This is a genomic window from Qipengyuania sp. JB2-7, from assembly GCF_055693485.1.
This window is the reverse complement of the sequence record NZ_CM146335.1, coordinates 379,666-397,814: the sequence shown is the minus strand read 5'-3', so window position 1 is coordinate 397,814 and position 18,149 is coordinate 379,666. Positions and strand designations below refer to the sequence as shown.

Genomic DNA, 18,149 nt, shown 5'->3' with positions numbered 1-18,149 from the left:
GGTGTGCGCCCACATCCCTAAATGTCCGGACATGTATGATTTTCGCCCCGCACCCGGTACTCCCAAAGCCACGCTGTATAGCGATTTGCTATCCGCAGCAGACGCACTAACCGCTGATGAAAGCGATGGTGTGGCCAATATGGCCAATGTCGCGGCACTGCTTTGGGAGTTTCTCGATGATGTAAACTGGACTGGCTTTTATCGCACTGATCAGGACGCCCAATTGCCTGAACTTGTTTTGGGGCCCTTTGTCGGTACGACCAGCCTGCATTCGCATTCCTTTCAACCAAGGTGTGTGTGGTACCGCAGCCGCGAGAAAAGAAACCCAATTGGTTCATGACGTACACGCGTTTCCTGGCCACATCGCTTGCGATGGCGACACTCTCTCTGAACTGGTTGTACCGATCATGCGAAGTGGAAACGTCATCGCCGTGATTGATCTCGACAGCCCAAAGGCCGCGCGTTTCGATGAAGAAGACGCAAAGGGTGTCGAGGCGTTGGCTGATCTTTTAGCAGACCGCATTTGATCTTTATCTGACGGGTCGAGATCTCACGTAAAATTTCATTTCGGAATATCAGTCGCCCCAGCGAGGGACACATGCCCGTAGGTCACTTTCGCAGAATTGACCGATAGTGCTAATGCGCGACTTATTGATTTGCGCGATCACAAGCATTCAGGTGGATAGTATGGGTATTACGACAAAGATTCTCGGCGCTGCAGCTTCAGCGTCAGCACTCATGGCAATCCCTGCCTCAGCTCAGGAGCAGGTGTATTACGAACGTGATGGCTACCTATACGCAGCACCCGCAATCCCAGGACAGGCAGCGGATGTGCGCGGCGCCCAGCGCGTTATCCCGGCGCGTCAGAGCGCGGCGGCTGTCCCTGCCACACCCGTTTTGGTCAACTCCGGACCGCAGCCTCACACTACCGCTGCACCACATGTGACGACGAGCTATTTGCCTAACGGTGCACGATTGGTGGAATTCGACCGGGCCAGCTGGCTCGCCGAATGCCGAGATCGCCTCAATGATTATGACGAAGATGACCGCGGCGGCGTGCTTGCGCCGCTATTGGGTGCGGCGATTGGCGGAGTGATCGGCAATCGCGTGGCCGACGGCAACCGCCTGGGCGGTACTTTACTTGGCGCAGGTGGTGGCGCACTCGCCGGTCTTGCCGTTGACCGTTTGCTGAACAGCGACAATGGACGCCCAGCGCCGGGGCAACGCGATGAATGTGAAACCTATCTCGACGAATATATGGCCCGCGCCCCGCAATCAGCGCCGGCGACCAATTTCGCACCGGGCGAGCAATACATGCTTGTTCCTGTGACCGTGCCCGTCGCACAGGAAGCGACTTATCGCATCGTGCCGGCTGACGACCTTACTATGGACAAAGAATAAGTCGCGCCGCGCAACTTCGCGGCATTTGCCCGTTACCGCTGTCCCGAGTTAAATATCGCCGCCAGTCAGGCGCTGACAAATCAGATCTAACTGATCAAGCGTGCGGTATCGTATTGTAACCGCTCCGGTTCGTGGATCGGTGTCGGTCTTGATCCGCACCGACAGGCCAAGAAATTCCTCCAAATGCGCCTGAACAGCCGCAATGTCAGCATCTTCAGGTTGCGATGATGAAGTGCGCGGCGCGTCACGAGTGGGTGTCTGTCTATCAGAGCCCTTCCGTGCGAGCTTTTCGATATCACGAACGGACAATTTGTCCTTCACGGCCCGCTTAGCCAGCGCAGACGCATCCCCTTTCCCGATCAGTGCGCGGGCGTGACCCATACTGAGTTCACCGGCACCCACATAATCCAAAACATCATCAGGCAAAGCCAATAGTCGCTGGAAATTCGCAACATGGCTACGCGATTTGTCGACCATTTTGGCGATATCGGCTTGAGTCATCCCCTGCTCTTCGGAAAGCCGGTGATATGCGCGGGCCTCCTCTACGGGGTTCAGGTCTTCACGCTGCAAGTTCTCAATCAGAGCAAGGGCGGTTACCTCCTCGTCCGACAAATCACGGACAAGCGCGGGAATCTCATGCAGTCGCGCTTTTTGGGCCGCCCGCCAGCGACGTTCGCCGGCCACCAGCTGATAAGTGCCACCCTTCGCGGGCCGCACAATAATCGGCTGAATGACACCTCGCGCTTCAATCGATGCGGCGAGCTCTTCCAGCGCCTCCTCATCGAAATGGGTTCGTGGCTGCCCGGGCAGCGGCAAAATCGACGAAACTTGCAATGATTTCAGTGTATTACTGGATTTTTGGCTGTCATCAACGTTAGACGCAGAGGCCGCTGCGGCTTGAGCATCTGCGGTTGGATTGATCCGCACCAGCGGTTCTTCGCGATGCACATCACCCATTAACGCCCCCAACCCGCGCCCGAGCTTCTTTTTCCGCGCAGCAGTGGGGCCGCCTGTACCGGCTTTTTCTTCGGTCTTGCTCATCATGCAGCCCTCCTCTGCTCAGGTAAGCGGCCCATCAATTCACGCGCCAGAGTGATATAGGCACGGCTTCCTGGGCAATTATGGTCATACACCAGAGCCGGCAGGCCATGGCTGGGTGCCTCTGACAAGCGCACATTGCGTGGGATGACCGCTTCGAACACAAGTCCACCAAGACAGTCGCGGACGTCATCGGCGACTTGGTCGGTCAAGCGATTGCGCCGATCAAACATCGTAAGAACTACGCCGATAATACCCAGGTCCGGATTGAAACGTTGCTGAACCTGTTCGACAGTCTGAAGAAGCTGACTGAGCCCTTCGAGCGCGAAAAACTCGCATTGCAGAGGTACGAGCAATGTGTCTGCAGCGGATAGAGCATTGAGCGTCAAAAGCCCAAGCGATGGTGGACAATCAATAAAGCAGACATCATATCCCGCGAAGTTGCCGCGAAATGACTGATTCAACGCCATCTTCAAGCGATCGGTTCGGTCGGGAATAGAGACAAGCTCCACCTCCGCGCCTGAGAGATCCTGCGTCGCCGGGATAATGTCCAACCCTGGTATTTCAGTTGCTTGAGTACATTTCGCCAAATCTGCGCCATCGACAAGCAGGTCATAACTTGAATACTCGCGCGAAGCTCCATCAATGCCCATGCCGGTCGAGGCGTTCCCTTGGGGATCGAGATCAATAAGAAGAACCTTTGACCCAGTCGCAGCCATAGCAGTGGCAATGTTGATCGCCGTCGTCGTTTTACCGACACCGCCCTTTTGATTGGCAATCGCAATTGTGATCACTGATGCAAGCTCCCGCCGTTTAGAGGGCAAGCTAGCAATCACACACCTGTGATTTGGCCGCGCCCGATGATTATTCCTGCGTCATCACTAGTCTGCGATTGTTCCACGTGAAACATTTTTCGCACTGATTTCGGCAGTTCCTGTACTTCTTGCGCCGCTTTGCGGCCTTTGGGCAAGACCCAATATGTCGCGCTTGTGGAGAAGCGTGCGGATAATCTAAAGAGCTTGCCAAGGGGGGCAAAGGCCCGGGCGCTTATAACAAACGCAGGAAAGGCACTCACAAGCTCAAGTCGCCGGCCTTCAATTCGGCAGTTTTTGAGAGCCATTTCTGCGATCATACGCTCGAGCCATTCAACACGGCGTTTGCGCGATTCCACTAGGCAAATTGTGAATTCAGGGCGTAGTGCGGCTACGACCAGCCCCGGAAAACCGGCACCGGTGCCAAGATCGAGCCAAGTGCTCTGGGCTTCCTCACCGGATGTTTCACGTGGAACATGGTCAAGCAACTGCGCCGAGTCCGCGATATGCCGCGACCACATTTCATCCAGTGTTGCTCGTGACACAAGGTTTTGGCGCTCATTCTCCTCACATAAGGCATTCGACAAGTGGTCAAGCCTTGCCATGACCGCCTCGGGATCATCGCCCACTACTCGGTCACGCACAAATCGACGCGCGTCTTCTTCGGCAAATATCACGCAGCGTCAGCCAGTCGACGTCGCGCATGAACCAGCAACGCCGCAAGTGCCGCTGGGGTGATACCAGAGACCCGACCTGCATCGGAGAGGCTTTCTGGCTCCGCTTTGGTGAGGCGCTCTACCATCTCGTTCGAAAGTCCCGGTACGCTGTCAAACGGGAAGCCTGCGCCAAGCGGTACGGACTGGTTGGCGCGCAAGTCGCGCAATTCCGCCTCTTGCCGGGCAACATGAGGCGCATATTGGGCATCTTCGATTAACTCGGTGGCCAGACTATCATCCCATTCCAGGTCTTTTGGAAGAAGGCGAGACAACCCCGCAAGGCCGATATGACCTGCACCGATCCAATCGTTCAAAGTGCGCGGCGCGTGATCTTGGCGAACATGGATGTCTGCCTCAGCAAGGTCTTTTCCGCTTGCTTTGGCGGTTAGTGCCTCATTCCATTGCTCGAGACGCTCCCGTCGCTCGGTAAACCAAACCTCGCGTTCTTTGCCGACGCACCCGGCTGCAATCCCCAGAGGCGTGAGGCGTGTATCGGCATTCCCTGCCCTCAAGCGCAGCCGATACTCAGCACGCGATGTGAGCATGCGATACGGCTCCGTAACACCCTGCAACACGAGGTCATCAACCATAACCGCTATATAGGAATTTGCGCGGTCTAGAGCCGCAGGTTCTTTGCCGAGCACCATTGCCGCGGCATGCATGCCCGCAACCAACCCTTGCGCAGCAGCCTCCTCATAGCCGGTTGTCCCGTTGATTTGCCCCGCGCAATGCAGGCCGGAAATAGCTTTGACCTCAAGACCAGATGTTAGTGCGCGCGGATCGATATGATCATATTCCACCGCATACCCTGGCACCTCCATGCCAACACGTTCTAGACCGTCCATGCTGCGCAGCATTGCAAGCTGCACGTGCACCGGTAACGATGTGCTGATCCCATTGGGGTAAACCAGATGAGTTGAAAGCCCCTCTGGCTCGAGGAAAACCTGATGCCCGTCGCGATCACCAAAACGATGGATCTTGTCCTCAATAGACGGGCAATACCGTGGGCCCTGAGCGTCAATTGCGCCTGTGAACAAAGGTGAACGGTCGAGATTGTCCCTTATAATGTCATGGCTGCGCTGGTTTGTGCGCGTGATGGCGCAGAAGACCTGAGGGTTCGCCCTGACGGTCGAAAGCGATGACATCGTCCAATTATCGTCGTCAGACGGTTGTTCCGCCAGCTTCGACCAATCAATCGTGCGGCCATCCAGTCTTGGCGGTGTACCGGTCTTAAGCCGCGCCATCGACAGGTCCGCCCCGCGTAGCTGCTCAGCCAGCTTATGCGCAGCGTTCTCACCAATACGCCCGCCCACCAGACGCTCTTCGCCGCGATAGAGGATGCCGCCGAGAAAAGTCCCGGTGCAAAGGACCACTCGCGGTGCTTGAAGTTCGCTTCCATCTGCAAGCGCAATCCCCGACACGCCCTCGCCGCGCAAGACCAGGCTCGCAGCCTCTCCCTCAATCTGAATAACATTACTCTGCGCACCCAGAATCTGCTGAACCGCAGCCTTGAAAAGCATCCGATCCGCCTGAACCCGGGGGCCCCAAACAGCACTCCCCTTTGAGCGGTTGAGCATGCGATAGTGGATTGCGCCAGCATCACTTGCGCGCCCCAGAACACCATCAAATGCGTCCACTTCACGAACCAAATGCCCCTTGCCGAGGCCGCCAATGGCTGGATTGCAGCTCATTGCGCCAATTGCATTAAGATCGAAGCTCACCAATGCGACGCGCGCACCCATTCGCGCCGCAACACTCGCCGCTTCCACGCCTGCGTGGCCGCCGCCAATTACGATGACATCAAAAGAGGTATCTGTCCGGGTCATAATATAACGCCCAGATAGTCCTGGTCCGTCGTCCGGTCAAAGGTCAAAAATACAACTCATTGTTCCACGTGGAACATCGGCGCCAATGATCTGACCGATATGGTTATTTGCCGATACAAAAGCGCCCAAACAGCGCATCCAGCATATCCTCGGTAGATGCTTTGCCCAACAGTGCATCAAACGCCAACCGTGCCTGCCGCAGATGCTCTCCGATAATAAGCAAATCCGTCTCCGACTGAACCTCACCAATTGAGCTTTGGGCATCGCGAACCATCGCGCGCTGTCTTTCATTAAGTGCTGCCTGGCCAGGTTTGGGCAGAATGGCCCGTGCCCGGTCTGCTAACCCCTTCTCCAACTCCGCAACACCTTCGCCTGTCGCAGCGGAAACTACGTAGTCCGCCCCGCTCCTTCTTAAGGTATCTTCAAGATCAGACTTTGATTGCACTTCAATTGCGCCATCAGGGCCCCCACCCTCCGGCCCCAACCAAAGCACAATATCTGCCTGTCCGATCTGACCATGCGCACGATCAATCCCCTCTGCCTCGATCGCATCACCCTCTGACCGCCGAAGACCAGCGGTGTCAACGAGCACGATCGGCACACCATGCAAGGCAACCGGTCTTTCAATTACATCCCTTGTTGTGCCCGCAGTCGGAGAAATGATGGCGGCTGCGTCATCAAGTAGTATGTTGAAAAGGCTAGATTTACCGCTGTTTGGCGGACCTGCAAGAACGACTCTCACGCCATCACGCAGACGCTCCGCACTTGGCCGATCCAACCATGCTTGCATATCACGGTTCAATGTGATGAGCGCATTGTGAAACGCGCCTGAAAGCGCATTCTCTTCACCATCGGTGACATCGTCCTCATCAGAGAAATCCAGCACCGCCTCAACTTGAGCGCCCAATCGCAGGGTCTCCCCTCGCCATTCCTCAACCTTGCGCGAAATGGCCCCGCCAAAGGCATTCTGCGCCGATTTTCGCTGTAACTCAGTTTCGGCAGTTAAGAGATCCGCTAGAGCCTCCGCCTCTGCCAAGTCCAGCCGACCATTGGCAAAGGCCCGACGGGTAAACTCACCGGGCTGTGCGGGGCGCACCGCTGGCATCGCCGCCAAAGCGGTCTCTATAGCTTTGATAACTGCCCTGCCTCCGTGGCAGTGCAGCTCGGTAAGATCCTCACCAGTTGCTGTATTTGGCCCGGGAAACCAAAGGACGAGCGCCTCGTCCAACTCGTCTCCGCTCTTGTCGTGCAGCGTTCTTAAGCTCGCTTTGCGTGGCTCTGGTAAGCTTCCCGCCAGGCTTTCAAGCGCGAACGCTGCTGCATTCCCGCTAATCCTGATGACGCCCAGGGCCGCCGGCGGCGTCCCGCTCGATAGCGCAAAAATTGTATCCATCACGCGAAGCGCCCGCGGCTCAAATCGCCAGTCATGCCGGTAGAGACATCAATCGTCGGATTTACCTTTTGATTTGCTTGTACCTTTTGAAGCCTGCGCACCCTCCATAAAGCTCTGGAACAGCTTGAAACCAGCTTGCCCCATCGGGGCCAGTTGTCGCGCGTAGTCCTGTAGTTGGTCAGGGTTCGATACGCCCTTCATCGCTTTCGACATCATATCCACGTATACCGCGTTCGCTTTGCCCACATCGGGCAGGCCCATAAAGGTACGCGCCTCTTCTGGCGTGCAATCTATCTCGATATTGACCTTCATGAGTGCTCTCTCCCTTATGTTGGAGCGTGTATCGCGTGCATTTCGTTATTCTTGGAGCATATTTGGACATGCCGAGCTGTGAAAACAAGTTCCTGGCCTTCAAGCGCGTCGGCACACCAGCATTCCCTCACAATGTGAAAAAATGCCGATAAATGGCTAAATATCTGTAAAACCTAAACTATCCTGATGTTTAAGACTGAAATCAAGATGCATCAAGGTTTGGCAACCGAGATTGGTAGGCCTTGCGATGAAGCTGTCAGACCGAGAGGAAATTTTCCGAGTGTTTAGTGAGTTGTTCTCCGTTCGGTGAACTTGCAAATATCTGTTTCACTTCAGATATTTTTGTCATTGTCGACGCGGTTCATCCGCCGGCGCGGAAATAGCCGGTCAGTGGCTGAACCCTCACCCATAACGCCGATGGGATGATGGCGATCATCTTTGGAGAGAGTCGCCATTAGCTCATCAAGTCTGTCCCTCGGACCTTCAATCATCTTAAAGAAACGATCGCTTTTGAAGGGCAGATCGCCGTCACCAGTAAATAGACCGAAAGATCAGCAGGTTGCTCTTCTACTGATTCATCGTGTCGAAGAAGTCTTCGTTGGTCTTGGAATCCTTCATCTTGTCGAGCAGGAATTCCATTGCGTCCACCGTGCCCATCTGCATCAGGATACGGCGCAGCACCCACATCTTCGACAAGCGGTCTTTTTCCACCAGGAGCTCTTCCTTGCGCGTGCCGGACTTGCCGACATCAAGCGCCGGGAAGATACGCTTATCAGCGACCTTGCGATCCAGCACAATTTCCGAGTTACCCGTGCCTTTGAACTCTTCAAAGATCACTTCGTCCATCCGGCTGCCCGTATCGATCAGGGCAGTTGCGATAATCGACAAGGATCCACCCTCTTCGATGTTACGCGCTGCACCGAAAAAGCGCTTCGGGCGTTGCAAAGCGTTTGCGTCGACACCGCCGGTAAGAACCTTACCAGAGCTTGGCACGACCGTGTTGTAAGCGCGACCCAGACGGGTGATGGAATCAAGCAGGATGACCACATCATTCTTGTGCTCAACTAGGCGCTTGGCCTTTTCAATCACCATTTCAGCGACTTGGACGTGACGCTGTGCAGGTTCGTCAAAGGTTGAGGAGATTACCTCACCCTTCACGCTCCGCTGCATGTCGGTAACTTCCTCGGGTCGCTCATCGACAAGCAGCACAAGCAGGAACACCTCTGGATGATTATCGGTGATCGCCTTGGCAATATTCTGAAGCAGAACGGTTTTACCAGTCCGTGGCGGCGCGACGATCAGCGCACGCTGACCTTTACCCTGTGGTGAGATAATGTCGATCACACGCGCGGACTTGTCTGTCACCGTTGGATCTGCCTGATCCAATGTCAGTTTCTGATCGGGATAAAGCGGGGTCAAGTTATCGAAGTTTGTCCGCATGCGCACGGCATCGGGTTCTTCGAAGTTCACCGTCGTCAGGCCAGTAAGCGCGAAATATCGCTCACCCTCTTTAGGGGCGCGAATTTCCCCCTCAACGGTATCACCCGTACGCAGACCCCATTTGCGGATCTGATTGGGTGAAACATAAATATCATCAGGCCCGGCAAGATAATTCGCCTCTGGCGAACGCAGGAAGCCAAAGCCATCCTGCAGCACTTCGATCGTGCCAACACCCATGATTTCTTCGTTATATTCTTCGTCTTCAGCAAGCTCGCGCAGAATCGAGAACATCAAATCCTGGCGGCGCATGGTGGAGGCGCCTTCAACGCCCAATTCTTCCGCCATGCCGACAAGCTCGACTGAGGTTTTTTCTTTTAAGTCTCTAAGATGCATAAATATTTCCGTTTGGAAAAATGTGTGAAGGCCGGCTGGTCAGTTAAGGGCTTGGAGAAAGCAGACCGATCCTTTCCAGTTGGGTTGGATCTACGCCGTGTTTACAAGTTCATCGGTTAGTTTGCGGGAAAGGGCGCGTCAATCCGGAATGATCACCATTCATCGAATTCCGCTTCTATAGAGCGAGCCCGGTCAGAATGGTTTGACGATCACCAGGATCACAATCAGTGCGAGCAGGATGCCGGGCACCTCGCCCCACATGCGCAGCTGTTTCTCTGTGAGCGGGCGCGCTCCCGAAACCATTTTCTTGGACTGCGCAACCAGCCAGCCGTGATAACCACTGAGCAAAACCACCAGGAGCAATTTTGCGTGGAACCAGCCCTGCGTCCAAGCACCAATGCTCTGGGCAAGTAGCAAACCAAGCACCCAGACGACAATCAAACTCGGCGTAAGAATAATCTTGCGTAAGAGGCCCATCCGTTTGCCCCACAGCTGGGATTCTTCCGATGCGGGGTCAGTGCCATGCAGATAAATCATTTGCCGCGGCAGCATGAACAGGCCCGCGAGCCAGAACACCATGAAAATGATGTGGCCCGCCTTCAGCCAGAGATACGTCATTTCGAGAGCCGCCTGCATGAGCCGCCTATGTAGGAACGGTAATTGCTCACGTCACCCTTCAATTTATGCGCGCCATTCGCGAACTGTCGCAAGCAATCGCTCAACATGCTCTATCGGTGTGCGCCGATCGATACCATGGCCGAGATTGAAGACGTGCGGACGATCCGCAAAAGCAGCCAAGATCGTTTTCGTCCGAGCTTCCAGCTCCTCCGATCCGGCAAGCAATAACAATGGATCAAAGTTGCCTTGAACCGGCATATCCTTGGGCACTTCGCGCGCTACCCAACATGGATCGAGCGTTTCATCTACACCCAGTGCATCAACGCCCGTTTCGCGCGCATAAGGTGCCAGTTTTTCTCCGGCACCCTTTGGAAAGCCAATGATCGGTGCGTCGGGGCGACGCGCTTTCAGAGCCGCGACAATCGCCGCATTGGGCGCGATGACCCAACGTTCGAATTCGGTACGGCGCGAGACTGCCCGACCAGCTGTCGAACAATTGGACTGCCTCAGCGCCAGCCGCGATCTGTCCATCGAGATACTCAACGGTCACATCGATGATCGCATCCATGATCGCCTGCATGGCGCCTGGATCACGATAGGCCATTGCACGCGCCTCGTGTTGATCACGGCTGCCCTCGCCCGCCACCATATATGTCGCGACGGTCCACGGACTTCCAGCAAAGCCCAACAGCGTCGTTTCAGAGCCTAAACGCGCCTTGACCCGAGCCACGGTGTCATAAATCCCTTCAAGACGCTGAGGGACGCTCTCAAACGCTGTGAGGTTATGATCCACCAGCTTCGGAGAAAGCTTTGGACCCTCGCCCGCCAGAAATTCCAGATCCTGACCCATCGCGTACGGCACGATCAGAATATCGGAAAACAGGATCGCACCGTCAAAGCCGAACCGGTCAATCGGCTGGATGGTAACTTCAGCGAGCCGCCTCCGCATCGTATACCAGTTCCAGAAAGCCGCCCTTTTCCGCACGCAAAGCGCGATATTCCGGCAGATAGCGCCCCGCCTGACGCATCAGCCATAGAGGGACCTGATTGCCCCTGTTTCCGTTTAACGTATCTAGCAAAAGACCAGGCATCGCGCACGTATCCAATCAATAAATTCAATATATTTATATAGGTAGAAGGAGTCTGTTGGCCCTGTGGATATCGGGAATTACCACGCTCTGCCTGATTTCTCCGGCTTTGTGTAGCCTTGCGATACTGCTCGAATCGTGAGGCTGGCTGAGTCGAGTCATTTTTCTCCCCAATGTCCCCAGCCTGTCGAGAAACCTTCAATATTGTTTAGAACTGGACGGTTAAAATGACTCATATCGTGCAGGAAAGTACTCCCCGAACTTGTCGGCAGGTTTGTGCCATGGTTTATGCCCCCTAAGTCCACAGCCCGCTTATCCGTAAAGCGCCCGGATAACCCGGCGCCATATGTAAAAGTAATCGGTTCTCTATCGTATGTCTCGAACACATCTACACCTCGTATCTGATTCCACTGGTGAAACATTGGAGATGATCGCCAAGGCTGCTCTTGCTCAATTCGAGAATGCCGATGTGGATCGGCATTTTTGGCCCATGGTGCGGTCAAAGCAGCACCTTGATCGGATTGTTCCAGAATTATCCAAACGGTACGGGCTTAGTTCTTTATACGCTCGTCAATCCCGATACCCGCAAGCGGTTGGAAGAACATTGCCGGACAATGAGCCTACCCGCTGTGCCCGTACTTGATTCGGTAACAGCCGCGCTAGAGGCGGCTTTGGGGCAAGAGGCGCATGGTCGCCCGGGTCGTCAGCACTTGATGGACCAGGCCTATTTTGATCGGGTTGAAGCGATCCAATTCACTATCGCGCATGATGACGGTGTGGGTTGGGAGAATTGGGAGGAGGCGGATATTATCCTTGCGGGCGTCTCGCGCAGTTCCAAAACGCCAACCAGTATTTACCTTGCGAACCGCGGCTATAAGGTCGCCAACATCCCGCTGGTGGTGGAAAGCCCACCCCCACCCAGCCTGTTTAAGCTGAAGCATCCTCTGGTGGTCGGCTTGACCAGTGCACCCGAACGGCTGGTTCAGATCCGCCGGAACCGTTTGCTGACACTGAATGAACAGGCAACCACCAGCTATGTCGACAATGATCGGGTTAAGGATGAGGTCGTGTTTGCGCGCCGCATGTTTGCTGACAATGGCTGGCCGGTAATTGATGTGACCCGCCGATCGATTGAGGAAACTGCGGCGGCGGTGATTAAATTGGTGGGCGAGCGGGACCGACGCAAGGAAAGTCAGCAAGATGATGGCAAGTTCGAGGGGTCGAAACCGATATGAGCGGATTCTCAAACCAACCTGTCATCCTCGCCTCGGGCAGTTTTTCCCGCAAGGCTATGCTGGACGCGTGCGGCATAGCCTATGATGCAATCCCTGCGGATATTGATGAGCGGGCTTTTGAAGCAGAAATGACCGATGCTGAGCCTGACGAAGTGGCACAAGCCTTGGCCGCCGCGAAAGCTGCTGCTGTTTCGGCGCTTCATCCGGGTAAGCTGGTTTTAGGGAGCGATTCCCTCGTGGATGTGAGCGGCGAGCGATTCAACAAGCCGAAAAGCCGTGAACAGGCAGCTAAGCATTTACAATCCTTTTCCGGTCAGACGATGACGCTCCATAGCGCTGCTGCGCTGGCGAAAAACGGACAAATCTTATGGGTCGGTGGTGATTTTGCGCAGATGAAGCTGCGCGCCTTGTCTGACGACTTTATTGAGACGTATCTCAAGGCGGAGTGGCCGCATGTCTCAGGGTGTGTTGGGGTGTTCCGTATCGAGGCGGCGGGTCCGCATCTGTTTGATCGGATTATCGGCGATCAATTCACGGTGCTGGGTATGCCGTTATTGCAGGTGCTCGAAGCGCTTCGTCAACATGGCGCAATCGACGCATGACACCTTTACCCAACGATGCCTATGCCGAGGTCATTGGTGACCCCATCGCGCAGTCGAAATCGCCAGTGATCCATGGCTTTTGGCTGGATAAGCTGGGTATCGACGCAGAGTATCGCCGGGCGCATGTCACAGCTGATGAGCTTGAAAATTACATTAGAGAGCGGCGCAAAGACGAACGCTGGCGCGGTTGCAACATAACTATGCCGCATAAGCAGGCGGTGGGTGCGTTAATTGACAGCGTGGACATCACAGCAACCGCAATTGGTGCGGTGAACACAGTCTCGCGTCACGCTGATGGATCGCTGTCGGGGACTAACACCGATGCTGAGGGGTTTTGTGAACCTCTGCGGGATGTTTTGAGCCAGCAGCACCTTTTTCGCATGGCGCGTATTCTTGGCACTGGCGGTGCCGCTCGAGCAATCGTGACGGCGTTGGCGCAGGAGGGCTTCACACTCGTTCTTGCCGGGCGCAATCCTGACAAAGCGCGGGCGATGTTGGATGAGCTTGCGCCGCCCAACCGGAGTAAGGGGGTCGAGCATCATGCAGTCCATCTCGACCATTTTGCGACGCCGACAGACTTTGCCTTTGATGACCGCGAGGGGTGCCTCGATCTGGTGATCAACACCTCACCTCTGGGTATGCGTGGCCAGCCGTTATTAGCATTTGATTGGAGCCATGCTCCACCAGGCAGCATCGCTTATGATATCGTCACCGATCCGCGTGAAACCGATTTTCTGCGGGCAGCCAAGGCAGCGGGTCACCCGACAATTGACGGCCTTTCAATGCTGATCGGCCAAGCGGCACGCGCTTTTGAGCTGTTTTTTGGGCAAAAACCACCGCGTCAGCATGATGCTGAATTGCGGGAGTTGCTGGCGCGATGACCAAACCCATCGTTCTTGGCCTCACAGGCTCCATCGGAATGGGCAAATCAACCGTCGCGGCGATGTTTGCCGATCTCGGCGTTCCGGTGTTCGATGCTGATGCTGAAGTTCGCGCAATGCAGAGCGCGAATGGCGAATTGGTGGAGCAAATCGAGGCGGCGTTCCCCGGTAGCACTGGCCCCGAGGGGGTATTGCGTGAGAAGTTGGGTGCGCAAGTTTTTGGCGATCCAGAGAAACTCGCCCAGCTTGAGGCAATCGTTCACCCCGCCGTGGCGGGAAAGCGTGTACAGTTCTTTGAACACCATGCCGAGGCGGACATGGTCGTTTTCGACATACCACTCCTGTTTGAAAAGGGCGGTTTCGAGCAAGTGGATAAGGTGATTGTCGTGTCTGCACCGGCCAAGGCTCAACGTGAACGTGTTTTGGCGCGCGACGGTATGACGCAAGAAAAGTTTGAGCACATCCTTTCGCTGCAAACGCCCGATGCGGAAAAGCGAACGCGCGCCGATTACGTCATCGATACAGGCACAAGTCTGTCCGAAACCCGAAAACAGGTTGCTGCGCTGGTCGAGACCTTGCGTAACACAGCTTAACCCATTGCCTCTTGAACCGACTCGGCAATAGGCGCACTATCAATGTCACATGCGCGAAATTGTATTTGATACTGAAACCACCGGCTTAGACCCGAAAACCGGGGACCGGATGGTTGAGATCGGCTGCGTTGAAATGGTCAACCTGGTGCCCACCGGCGAAACCTATCATGCTTACTATAATCCGGAACGCGATATGCCCGCGGGTGCAGAGGCGGTGCATGGCTTGTCCTCCGCATTTCTAGCGGACAAACCCCTGTTTCGCGATATTGCCCAGGAATTGCTCGATTTTATCGGTGATGCGCCGTTGATCGCGCACAATGCCGGCTTCGATTTCGGCTTTCTTAATAACGAGCTGGCGCTTTGCGAACGAGACGCCGTGTCGACTGACCGGATGATCGATACCGTCGCGATGGCTCGTAAACGCCATCCGGGTGCAAAGCTTTCGCTCGATGCGCTGTGCAGTAGGTACGGCATTGATCGCAGCCACCGGGTGAAGCACGGCGCGTTGCTTGATGCAGAGCTGCTCGCGCAGGTCTATGTTGAGCTGAAGGGCGGGCGGCAGATCGGCCTTGGACTGGCAAGCGAGGGGGTTGGTGAGGCGACCAACACGGAAAAAATCGACGTTCCAGAGAATCTGGTTCGCAAGGCAACCGGTCCGCGCAGAGAACCGCGCCCTCATGCGGCAAGTGATGAGGAACTTGCGGCACATGCGGAGTTTTTGAAAACTATCGAAAAACCCCTTTGGTCGAACACATAGCGGGGCCAAATACGTAAGGTATTGAATTCACGTGCTGTTAGATCGATCTTTATGAGTACAGCGCGACAACAAGGAGGACAACGCCCATGGATATCCGCGTCTCGGGACACCAGATCGACACTGGCGAAGCTTTGCAGGAGTATGTTTCCGATCGATTGAACGGCATGGTCGAGAAATACTTCAGTAGGGCGCTTTCCAGCCATGTGACATTTGGCAAAGGACCGGGCGGATCCTTTACCAGCGACATTGTGACTCATGTTAACAAAGGGCTTATCCTCAAAAGTCATGGCGATGCGCATGACGTACATCAGTGCTTTGATCGGGCGGCGGAGAAGATTGACAAGCAACTGCGCCGATATAAGCGCCGGGTTCAAGACCATCATTCGCAAATGGCCCATGCAGCGGCTGAGGAAGAGGCGGCTTACCGGGTGTTTGCAGCTCCCGAGGCAGAGGAAATCGAAGAAGAGGTTGCCGACGGCGGCCCGCCTATTATCGCTGAAACAACGGCTGACATCCCGGAAACAAGTGTCGCGGATGCAGTGATGATGCTGGACTTGCGCGATACCGGAGCACTGTTCTTTAAAAATTCAGTCTCAGGTCGGCATAATATGGTCTATCGCAGACGCGATGGCTCGGTCGGTTGGGTTGAGCCGCGCTAGGCCCCATCAAGAACGACGGACAAACAGACATGGCTAAGGGTGCGGAGTTGCATTATCGCGCGCTGGAGCGGCTTTATGCTGCTGCGCCGGTTAACGCGCTGTTCGATTCCGAGCTGGAGATCGTGAGCGAAGGTCACTCTCGCCTGACTTTTCAGGTTACGGAGAAAAGCTATCACGCCGCTGGCGCTGCTCACGGTACGATCTATTTCAAGATGCTCGACGACGCCGCATTCTATGCGGCCAATACATTATCGACAGACCGGTTTTTGCTCACCACATCGTTCAACCTGAACTTTACAAAGCCAGTGAAGACCGGGGTTGTCATTGCCGAGGGCAAGTGGGTTTCTGGCCGAAAACGTGTGTTTGTCGCCGAATCGCGCCTGATTGACGAAGAAGGCGATGAGATCGGCCAGGGGACCGGAACGTTCATGCGCAGCCACATCGCCTTGTCTGGCCTTGAAGGGTATCGCGGCTAGACCGCGAAAAAGCACCCCAAGGATGGATTCCCGCCTACCAGCTCACGTCGAAATCAGCGGCATTATCCGCGCCGTAGAGGCGGATGGCGGCTTCGCCATGGTCCTTTCCAAAGGTGAACGGGACGCAGGGGTGATTCTTATTGTCACACGCGAGCGTGACAAAAATGCAAGGCTATGGGAGCGCATGCCGCAATTGGATGGTTCCCGCGCTTTCATTTGTTCGAAAGAGGAAGATATTGAAAATCCTAGATATTTCTCTGAATATTGCACCCGGAGAACGACCCAGGATCCTGACACTTGGCTGGTTGAGCTGGAAGTCGCAAATCCAGAACGGTTCATCCCTGAGGTTAACGGATAAGCCCTGTTTCGGTTGACATAGTCACACTTGAGACTATTTGCCCCAACCAACTTTGAAGCGCAGACAGTCTATTTGGCAATACGGTCATATCGCTGGCGCGCAGACGGAGAATGGACGACAGGCATAAGTCGACTTTGCAGATGACGCGTTAATTGAACGCCTGCGATCGCCGCTTGAGATATGATTATCTGATGACATGATTGTCTGAAGCGTCTCCATTCACCGCACTGAGTTAACACTTACATGGTTCGTAAGACCACGACCGCTACCGCGGCTGCTATTGCCGCGACCCTAACTTTCGTCATAGCCAATGGCGAAGGTTCCGATGCTGTGGCGCAGGACGTAGACGCTGTAACTCTTGCGGCTGAGGCACCAGCTGTGATTACCTCTGCTGAATCCACCGAAGACATCATGCCCGTTTTCGTTGAGAACGAAGTCGTTCAACCTCTCCCAGAAACTGTCGGCGAAGAGCTCGGCGCGCTGGAGGCCACTCCAGCGGCGGCAAGCCTGAGCGATCTGGTCAAAGCGATACCAGCATCTGGCGAGCTTTCCGATGAACTCCAATGCCTTGCGGGTGCGGTCTATTTTGAATCGCGCGGCGAGCCGCTTGCTGGACAGTTGGCCGTTGCTCAGGTTGTCGTGAACCGGGCGGATTCGACCCGTTTCCCCGACAGCTATTGCGGTGTTGTGTATCAGCGTGCGCAGTTCAGCTTTGTGAAGAACGGCCGCATGCCACGCATCAAACAGGGCAGCAAAGCGTGGCGCAAAGCCAAGGCTGTTGCCCGCATCGCGCACCAGGGCCTGTGGGATAGTGCTGCTGCAGACTCGCTATATTTCCATGCAAAATATGTACGTCCCAACTGGAGCCGCAAGAAACAACGCCGCACCGCGATCAACACGCATATCTTCTATCGGTGAGTTTGAGCCGTCAAACCGGGCGCTAGTCGCGGCAGCCCCTTCGGATAATCTTTGTCCGTGATGTCTGTAGACTGCTGATTCCACGTAAAATGACGGATGCGTCCGGTTTCGGATGACTCATCGCAGCAACTAAATGACCGCCTTTGGGATGGAAAGCGGAATGGCGGCTTTTGAAACGACGTACTGCTTGCCTGACTGGGTGAAGGTCTCGCCGCAGGGTCGGCTACAAAAAATGGTCAGTGTTGAATAGCCTTAATACTGTTCTGCTTCTCACATATGACGACAACTCTGTGCATAACTCATCTAATACAGAAATGTGAAAAAGTACGCTTAGCGGTCCGTCAAGTGAGGGAAAGCCTGATCAATAGTATGTTTGCGACAGTGTACCTGAACTTTTTTTATATTCTCTGGCAAATTCAGAGGTAGGGACTTGCAGTACGTGGAACAATAACTCTATCAAAAAAACGCATAGTAGATAGTCGATTCGACTGAAAGCATCAGCGATAGGGGTTTTGAGGCATCATGGGAAAGTTGCAAATTTCCAAAGCTTCTAGGGTGGCTTTAGCGTCTGCATTTGTTGTGGGCACGCTTACGACTGCGCCTTCATCTGCGAGAGCGAGTTCTTTCGTTTAC

The 18,149-nt window shown here is 55.0% G+C and carries 18 protein-coding genes and 3 pseudogenes; 11 read left to right on the top strand and 10 right to left on the bottom strand.

Features of this window, described 5'->3' with window-relative positions:
• The first annotated feature begins 31 nt into the window (after positions 1-31).
• Both ACZ1GM_RS01920 and ACZ1GM_RS01915 read left to right on the top strand, forming a co-directional pair.
• Positions 32-527, top strand: a pseudogene (locus tag ACZ1GM_RS01920) (GAF domain-containing protein).
• Between the two features lie 160 nt (positions 528-687).
• The gene (locus ACZ1GM_RS01915; protein ID WP_472677519.1) at positions 688-1,401 is read left to right on the top strand and encodes a hypothetical protein; all 714 of its coding nucleotides are present in this window, start codon (positions 688-690) and stop codon (positions 1,399-1,401) included.
• 48 nt (positions 1,402-1,449) lie between these two features.
• Here the strand turns inward: ACZ1GM_RS01915 and ACZ1GM_RS01910 are convergent, their stop codons facing one another.
• The 10 genes and pseudogenes from ACZ1GM_RS01910 to hemE all read right to left on the bottom strand — a co-directional run bounded on the left by ACZ1GM_RS01910 (position 1,450) and on the right by hemE (position 11,040).
• Positions 1,450-2,445: a ParB/RepB/Spo0J family partition protein gene (locus tag ACZ1GM_RS01910; RefSeq protein ID WP_472677518.1), complete on the bottom strand. Its 996-nt coding sequence runs from the start codon at positions 2,443-2,445 to the stop codon at positions 1,450-1,452.
• Positions 2,442-3,233 carry a ParA family protein gene (locus ACZ1GM_RS01905; RefSeq protein WP_472677517.1) on the bottom strand — a complete coding sequence of 264 codons (792 nt, stop codon included), beginning with the start codon at positions 3,231-3,233 and terminating at the stop codon, positions 2,442-2,444. Before ACZ1GM_RS01905 ends, ACZ1GM_RS01910 begins: the two co-directional genes overlap by 4 nt.
• 38 nt (positions 3,234-3,271) lie before the next feature.
• Positions 3,272-3,928, bottom strand: a complete 657-nt coding sequence (rsmG, locus tag ACZ1GM_RS01900; protein WP_472677516.1) for a 16S rRNA (guanine(527)-N(7))-methyltransferase RsmG — start codon at positions 3,926-3,928, stop codon at positions 3,272-3,274.
• Complete coding sequence (mnmG, locus tag ACZ1GM_RS01895) at positions 3,925-5,793, bottom strand: tRNA uridine-5-carboxymethylaminomethyl(34) synthesis enzyme MnmG (RefSeq protein ID WP_472677515.1); 1,869 nt, start codon at positions 5,791-5,793, stop codon at positions 3,925-3,927. Before mnmG ends, rsmG begins: the two co-directional genes overlap by 4 nt.
• Positions 5,794-5,896: 103 nt before the next feature.
• Positions 5,897-7,186, bottom strand: a complete 1,290-nt coding sequence (gene mnmE, locus ACZ1GM_RS01890; RefSeq protein WP_472677514.1) for a tRNA uridine-5-carboxymethylaminomethyl(34) synthesis GTPase MnmE — start codon at positions 7,184-7,186, stop codon at positions 5,897-5,899.
• A 48-nt stretch (positions 7,187-7,234) separates the two neighbouring features.
• Positions 7,235-7,498 (bottom strand): DUF6489 family protein, encoded by a 264-nt coding sequence (locus ACZ1GM_RS01885; protein WP_472677513.1) that lies wholly within the window; start codon positions 7,496-7,498, stop codon positions 7,235-7,237.
• A 332-nt stretch (positions 7,499-7,830) separates the two neighbouring features.
• Positions 7,831-8,019 carry a BLUF domain-containing protein gene (locus ACZ1GM_RS01880; protein WP_472678601.1) on the bottom strand — a complete coding sequence of 63 codons (189 nt, stop codon included), beginning with the start codon at positions 8,017-8,019 and terminating at the stop codon, positions 7,831-7,833.
• Between the two features lie 46 nt (positions 8,020-8,065).
• On the bottom strand, positions 8,066-9,331 hold the full coding sequence (rho, locus tag ACZ1GM_RS01875; RefSeq protein ID WP_472677512.1) for a transcription termination factor Rho: 1,266 nt from the start codon (positions 9,329-9,331) through the stop codon (positions 8,066-8,068).
• Positions 9,332-9,523: 192 nt separating this feature from the next.
• On the bottom strand, positions 9,524-9,967 hold the full coding sequence (locus ACZ1GM_RS01870; protein WP_472677511.1) for a CopD family protein: 444 nt from the start codon (positions 9,965-9,967) through the stop codon (positions 9,524-9,526).
• Between the two features lie 45 nt (positions 9,968-10,012).
• Positions 10,013-11,040: pseudogene (hemE, locus tag ACZ1GM_RS01865) on the bottom strand (uroporphyrinogen decarboxylase).
• Between the two features lie 370 nt (positions 11,041-11,410).
• Here hemE and ACZ1GM_RS01860 point away from each other — a divergent pair.
• The 9 genes and pseudogenes from ACZ1GM_RS01860 (at position 11,411) to ACZ1GM_RS01820 (ending at position 17,516) form a co-directional block, all read left to right on the top strand.
• Positions 11,411-12,272 (top strand): annotated as a pseudogene (locus ACZ1GM_RS01860) (pyruvate, water dikinase regulatory protein).
• On the top strand, positions 12,269-12,874 hold the full coding sequence (locus ACZ1GM_RS01855) for a Maf family protein (protein ID WP_472677510.1): 606 nt from the start codon (positions 12,269-12,271) through the stop codon (positions 12,872-12,874). Before ACZ1GM_RS01860 ends, ACZ1GM_RS01855 begins: the two are co-directional and overlap by 4 nt.
• A complete protein-coding gene (locus tag ACZ1GM_RS01850; RefSeq protein ID WP_472677509.1) occupies positions 12,871-13,755 on the top strand; it encodes a shikimate dehydrogenase family protein in 885 nt (294 codons plus the stop codon). The genes ACZ1GM_RS01855 and ACZ1GM_RS01850 overlap by 4 nt, the downstream gene beginning before the upstream one ends.
• A complete protein-coding gene (coaE, locus tag ACZ1GM_RS01845) occupies positions 13,752-14,348 on the top strand; it encodes a dephospho-CoA kinase (protein WP_472677508.1) in 597 nt (198 codons plus the stop codon). The genes ACZ1GM_RS01850 and coaE overlap by 4 nt, the downstream gene beginning before the upstream one ends.
• A 49-nt stretch (positions 14,349-14,397) precedes the next feature.
• Positions 14,398-15,105 carry a DNA polymerase III subunit epsilon gene (dnaQ, locus tag ACZ1GM_RS01840; RefSeq protein WP_472677507.1) on the top strand — a complete coding sequence of 236 codons (708 nt, stop codon included), beginning with the start codon at positions 14,398-14,400 and terminating at the stop codon, positions 15,103-15,105.
• Positions 15,106-15,191: 86 nt separating this feature from the next.
• Positions 15,192-15,764 carry a ribosome hibernation-promoting factor, HPF/YfiA family gene (gene hpf, locus ACZ1GM_RS01835; protein WP_472677506.1) on the top strand — a complete coding sequence of 191 codons (573 nt, stop codon included), beginning with the start codon at positions 15,192-15,194 and terminating at the stop codon, positions 15,762-15,764.
• 29 nt (positions 15,765-15,793) lie between these two features.
• On the top strand, positions 15,794-16,240 hold the full coding sequence (locus ACZ1GM_RS01830; protein WP_472677505.1) for a PaaI family thioesterase: 447 nt from the start codon (positions 15,794-15,796) through the stop codon (positions 16,238-16,240).
• A 22-nt stretch (positions 16,241-16,262) separates the two neighbouring features.
• On the top strand, positions 16,263-16,598 hold the full coding sequence (locus ACZ1GM_RS01825; RefSeq protein WP_472677504.1) for a DUF1491 family protein: 336 nt from the start codon (positions 16,263-16,265) through the stop codon (positions 16,596-16,598).
• A gap of 243 nt (positions 16,599-16,841) precedes the next feature.
• Complete coding sequence (locus ACZ1GM_RS01820) at positions 16,842-17,516, top strand: cell wall hydrolase (RefSeq protein ID WP_472677503.1); 675 nt, start codon at positions 16,842-16,844, stop codon at positions 17,514-17,516.
• The last annotated feature ends 633 nt before the right edge of the window (positions 17,517-18,149 follow it).

What these genes read in the sequence shown, in the direction of transcription:
- ACZ1GM_RS01915 (WP_472677519.1), top strand. Translation starts at nt 688, where the DNA reads ATGGGTATTACGACAAAGATTCTCGGCGCTGCAGCTTCAGCGTCAGCA.
- ACZ1GM_RS01910 (WP_472677518.1), bottom strand. Translation starts at nt 2,445, where the DNA reads ATGATGAGCAAGACCGAAGAAAAAGCCGGTACAGGCGGCCCCACTGCT.
- mnmG (WP_472677515.1), bottom strand. Translation starts at nt 5,793, where the DNA reads ATGACCCGGACAGATACCTCTTTTGATGTCATCGTAATTGGCGGCGGC.
- mnmE (WP_472677514.1), bottom strand. Translation starts at nt 7,186, where the DNA reads ATGGATACAATTTTTGCGCTATCGAGCGGGACGCCGCCGGCGGCCCTG.
- ACZ1GM_RS01885 (WP_472677513.1), bottom strand. Translation starts at nt 7,498, where the DNA reads ATGAAGGTCAATATCGAGATAGATTGCACGCCAGAAGAGGCGCGTACC.
- rho (WP_472677512.1), bottom strand. Translation starts at nt 9,331, where the DNA reads ATGCATCTTAGAGACTTAAAAGAAAAAACCTCAGTCGAGCTTGTCGGC.
- ACZ1GM_RS01870 (WP_472677511.1), bottom strand. Translation starts at nt 9,967, where the DNA reads ATGCAGGCGGCTCTCGAAATGACGTATCTCTGGCTGAAGGCGGGCCAC.
- ACZ1GM_RS01855 (WP_472677510.1), top strand. Translation starts at nt 12,269, where the DNA reads ATGAGCGGATTCTCAAACCAACCTGTCATCCTCGCCTCGGGCAGTTTT.
- ACZ1GM_RS01850 (WP_472677509.1), top strand. Translation starts at nt 12,871, where the DNA reads ATGACACCTTTACCCAACGATGCCTATGCCGAGGTCATTGGTGACCCC.
- coaE (WP_472677508.1), top strand. Translation starts at nt 13,752, where the DNA reads ATGACCAAACCCATCGTTCTTGGCCTCACAGGCTCCATCGGAATGGGC.
- dnaQ (WP_472677507.1), top strand. Translation starts at nt 14,398, where the DNA reads ATGCGCGAAATTGTATTTGATACTGAAACCACCGGCTTAGACCCGAAA.
- hpf (WP_472677506.1), top strand. Translation starts at nt 15,192, where the DNA reads ATGGATATCCGCGTCTCGGGACACCAGATCGACACTGGCGAAGCTTTG.
- ACZ1GM_RS01830 (WP_472677505.1), top strand. Translation starts at nt 15,794, where the DNA reads ATGGCTAAGGGTGCGGAGTTGCATTATCGCGCGCTGGAGCGGCTTTAT.
- ACZ1GM_RS01825 (WP_472677504.1), top strand. Translation starts at nt 16,263, where the DNA reads ATGGATTCCCGCCTACCAGCTCACGTCGAAATCAGCGGCATTATCCGC.
- ACZ1GM_RS01820 (WP_472677503.1), top strand. Translation starts at nt 16,842, where the DNA reads ATGGTTCGTAAGACCACGACCGCTACCGCGGCTGCTATTGCCGCGACC.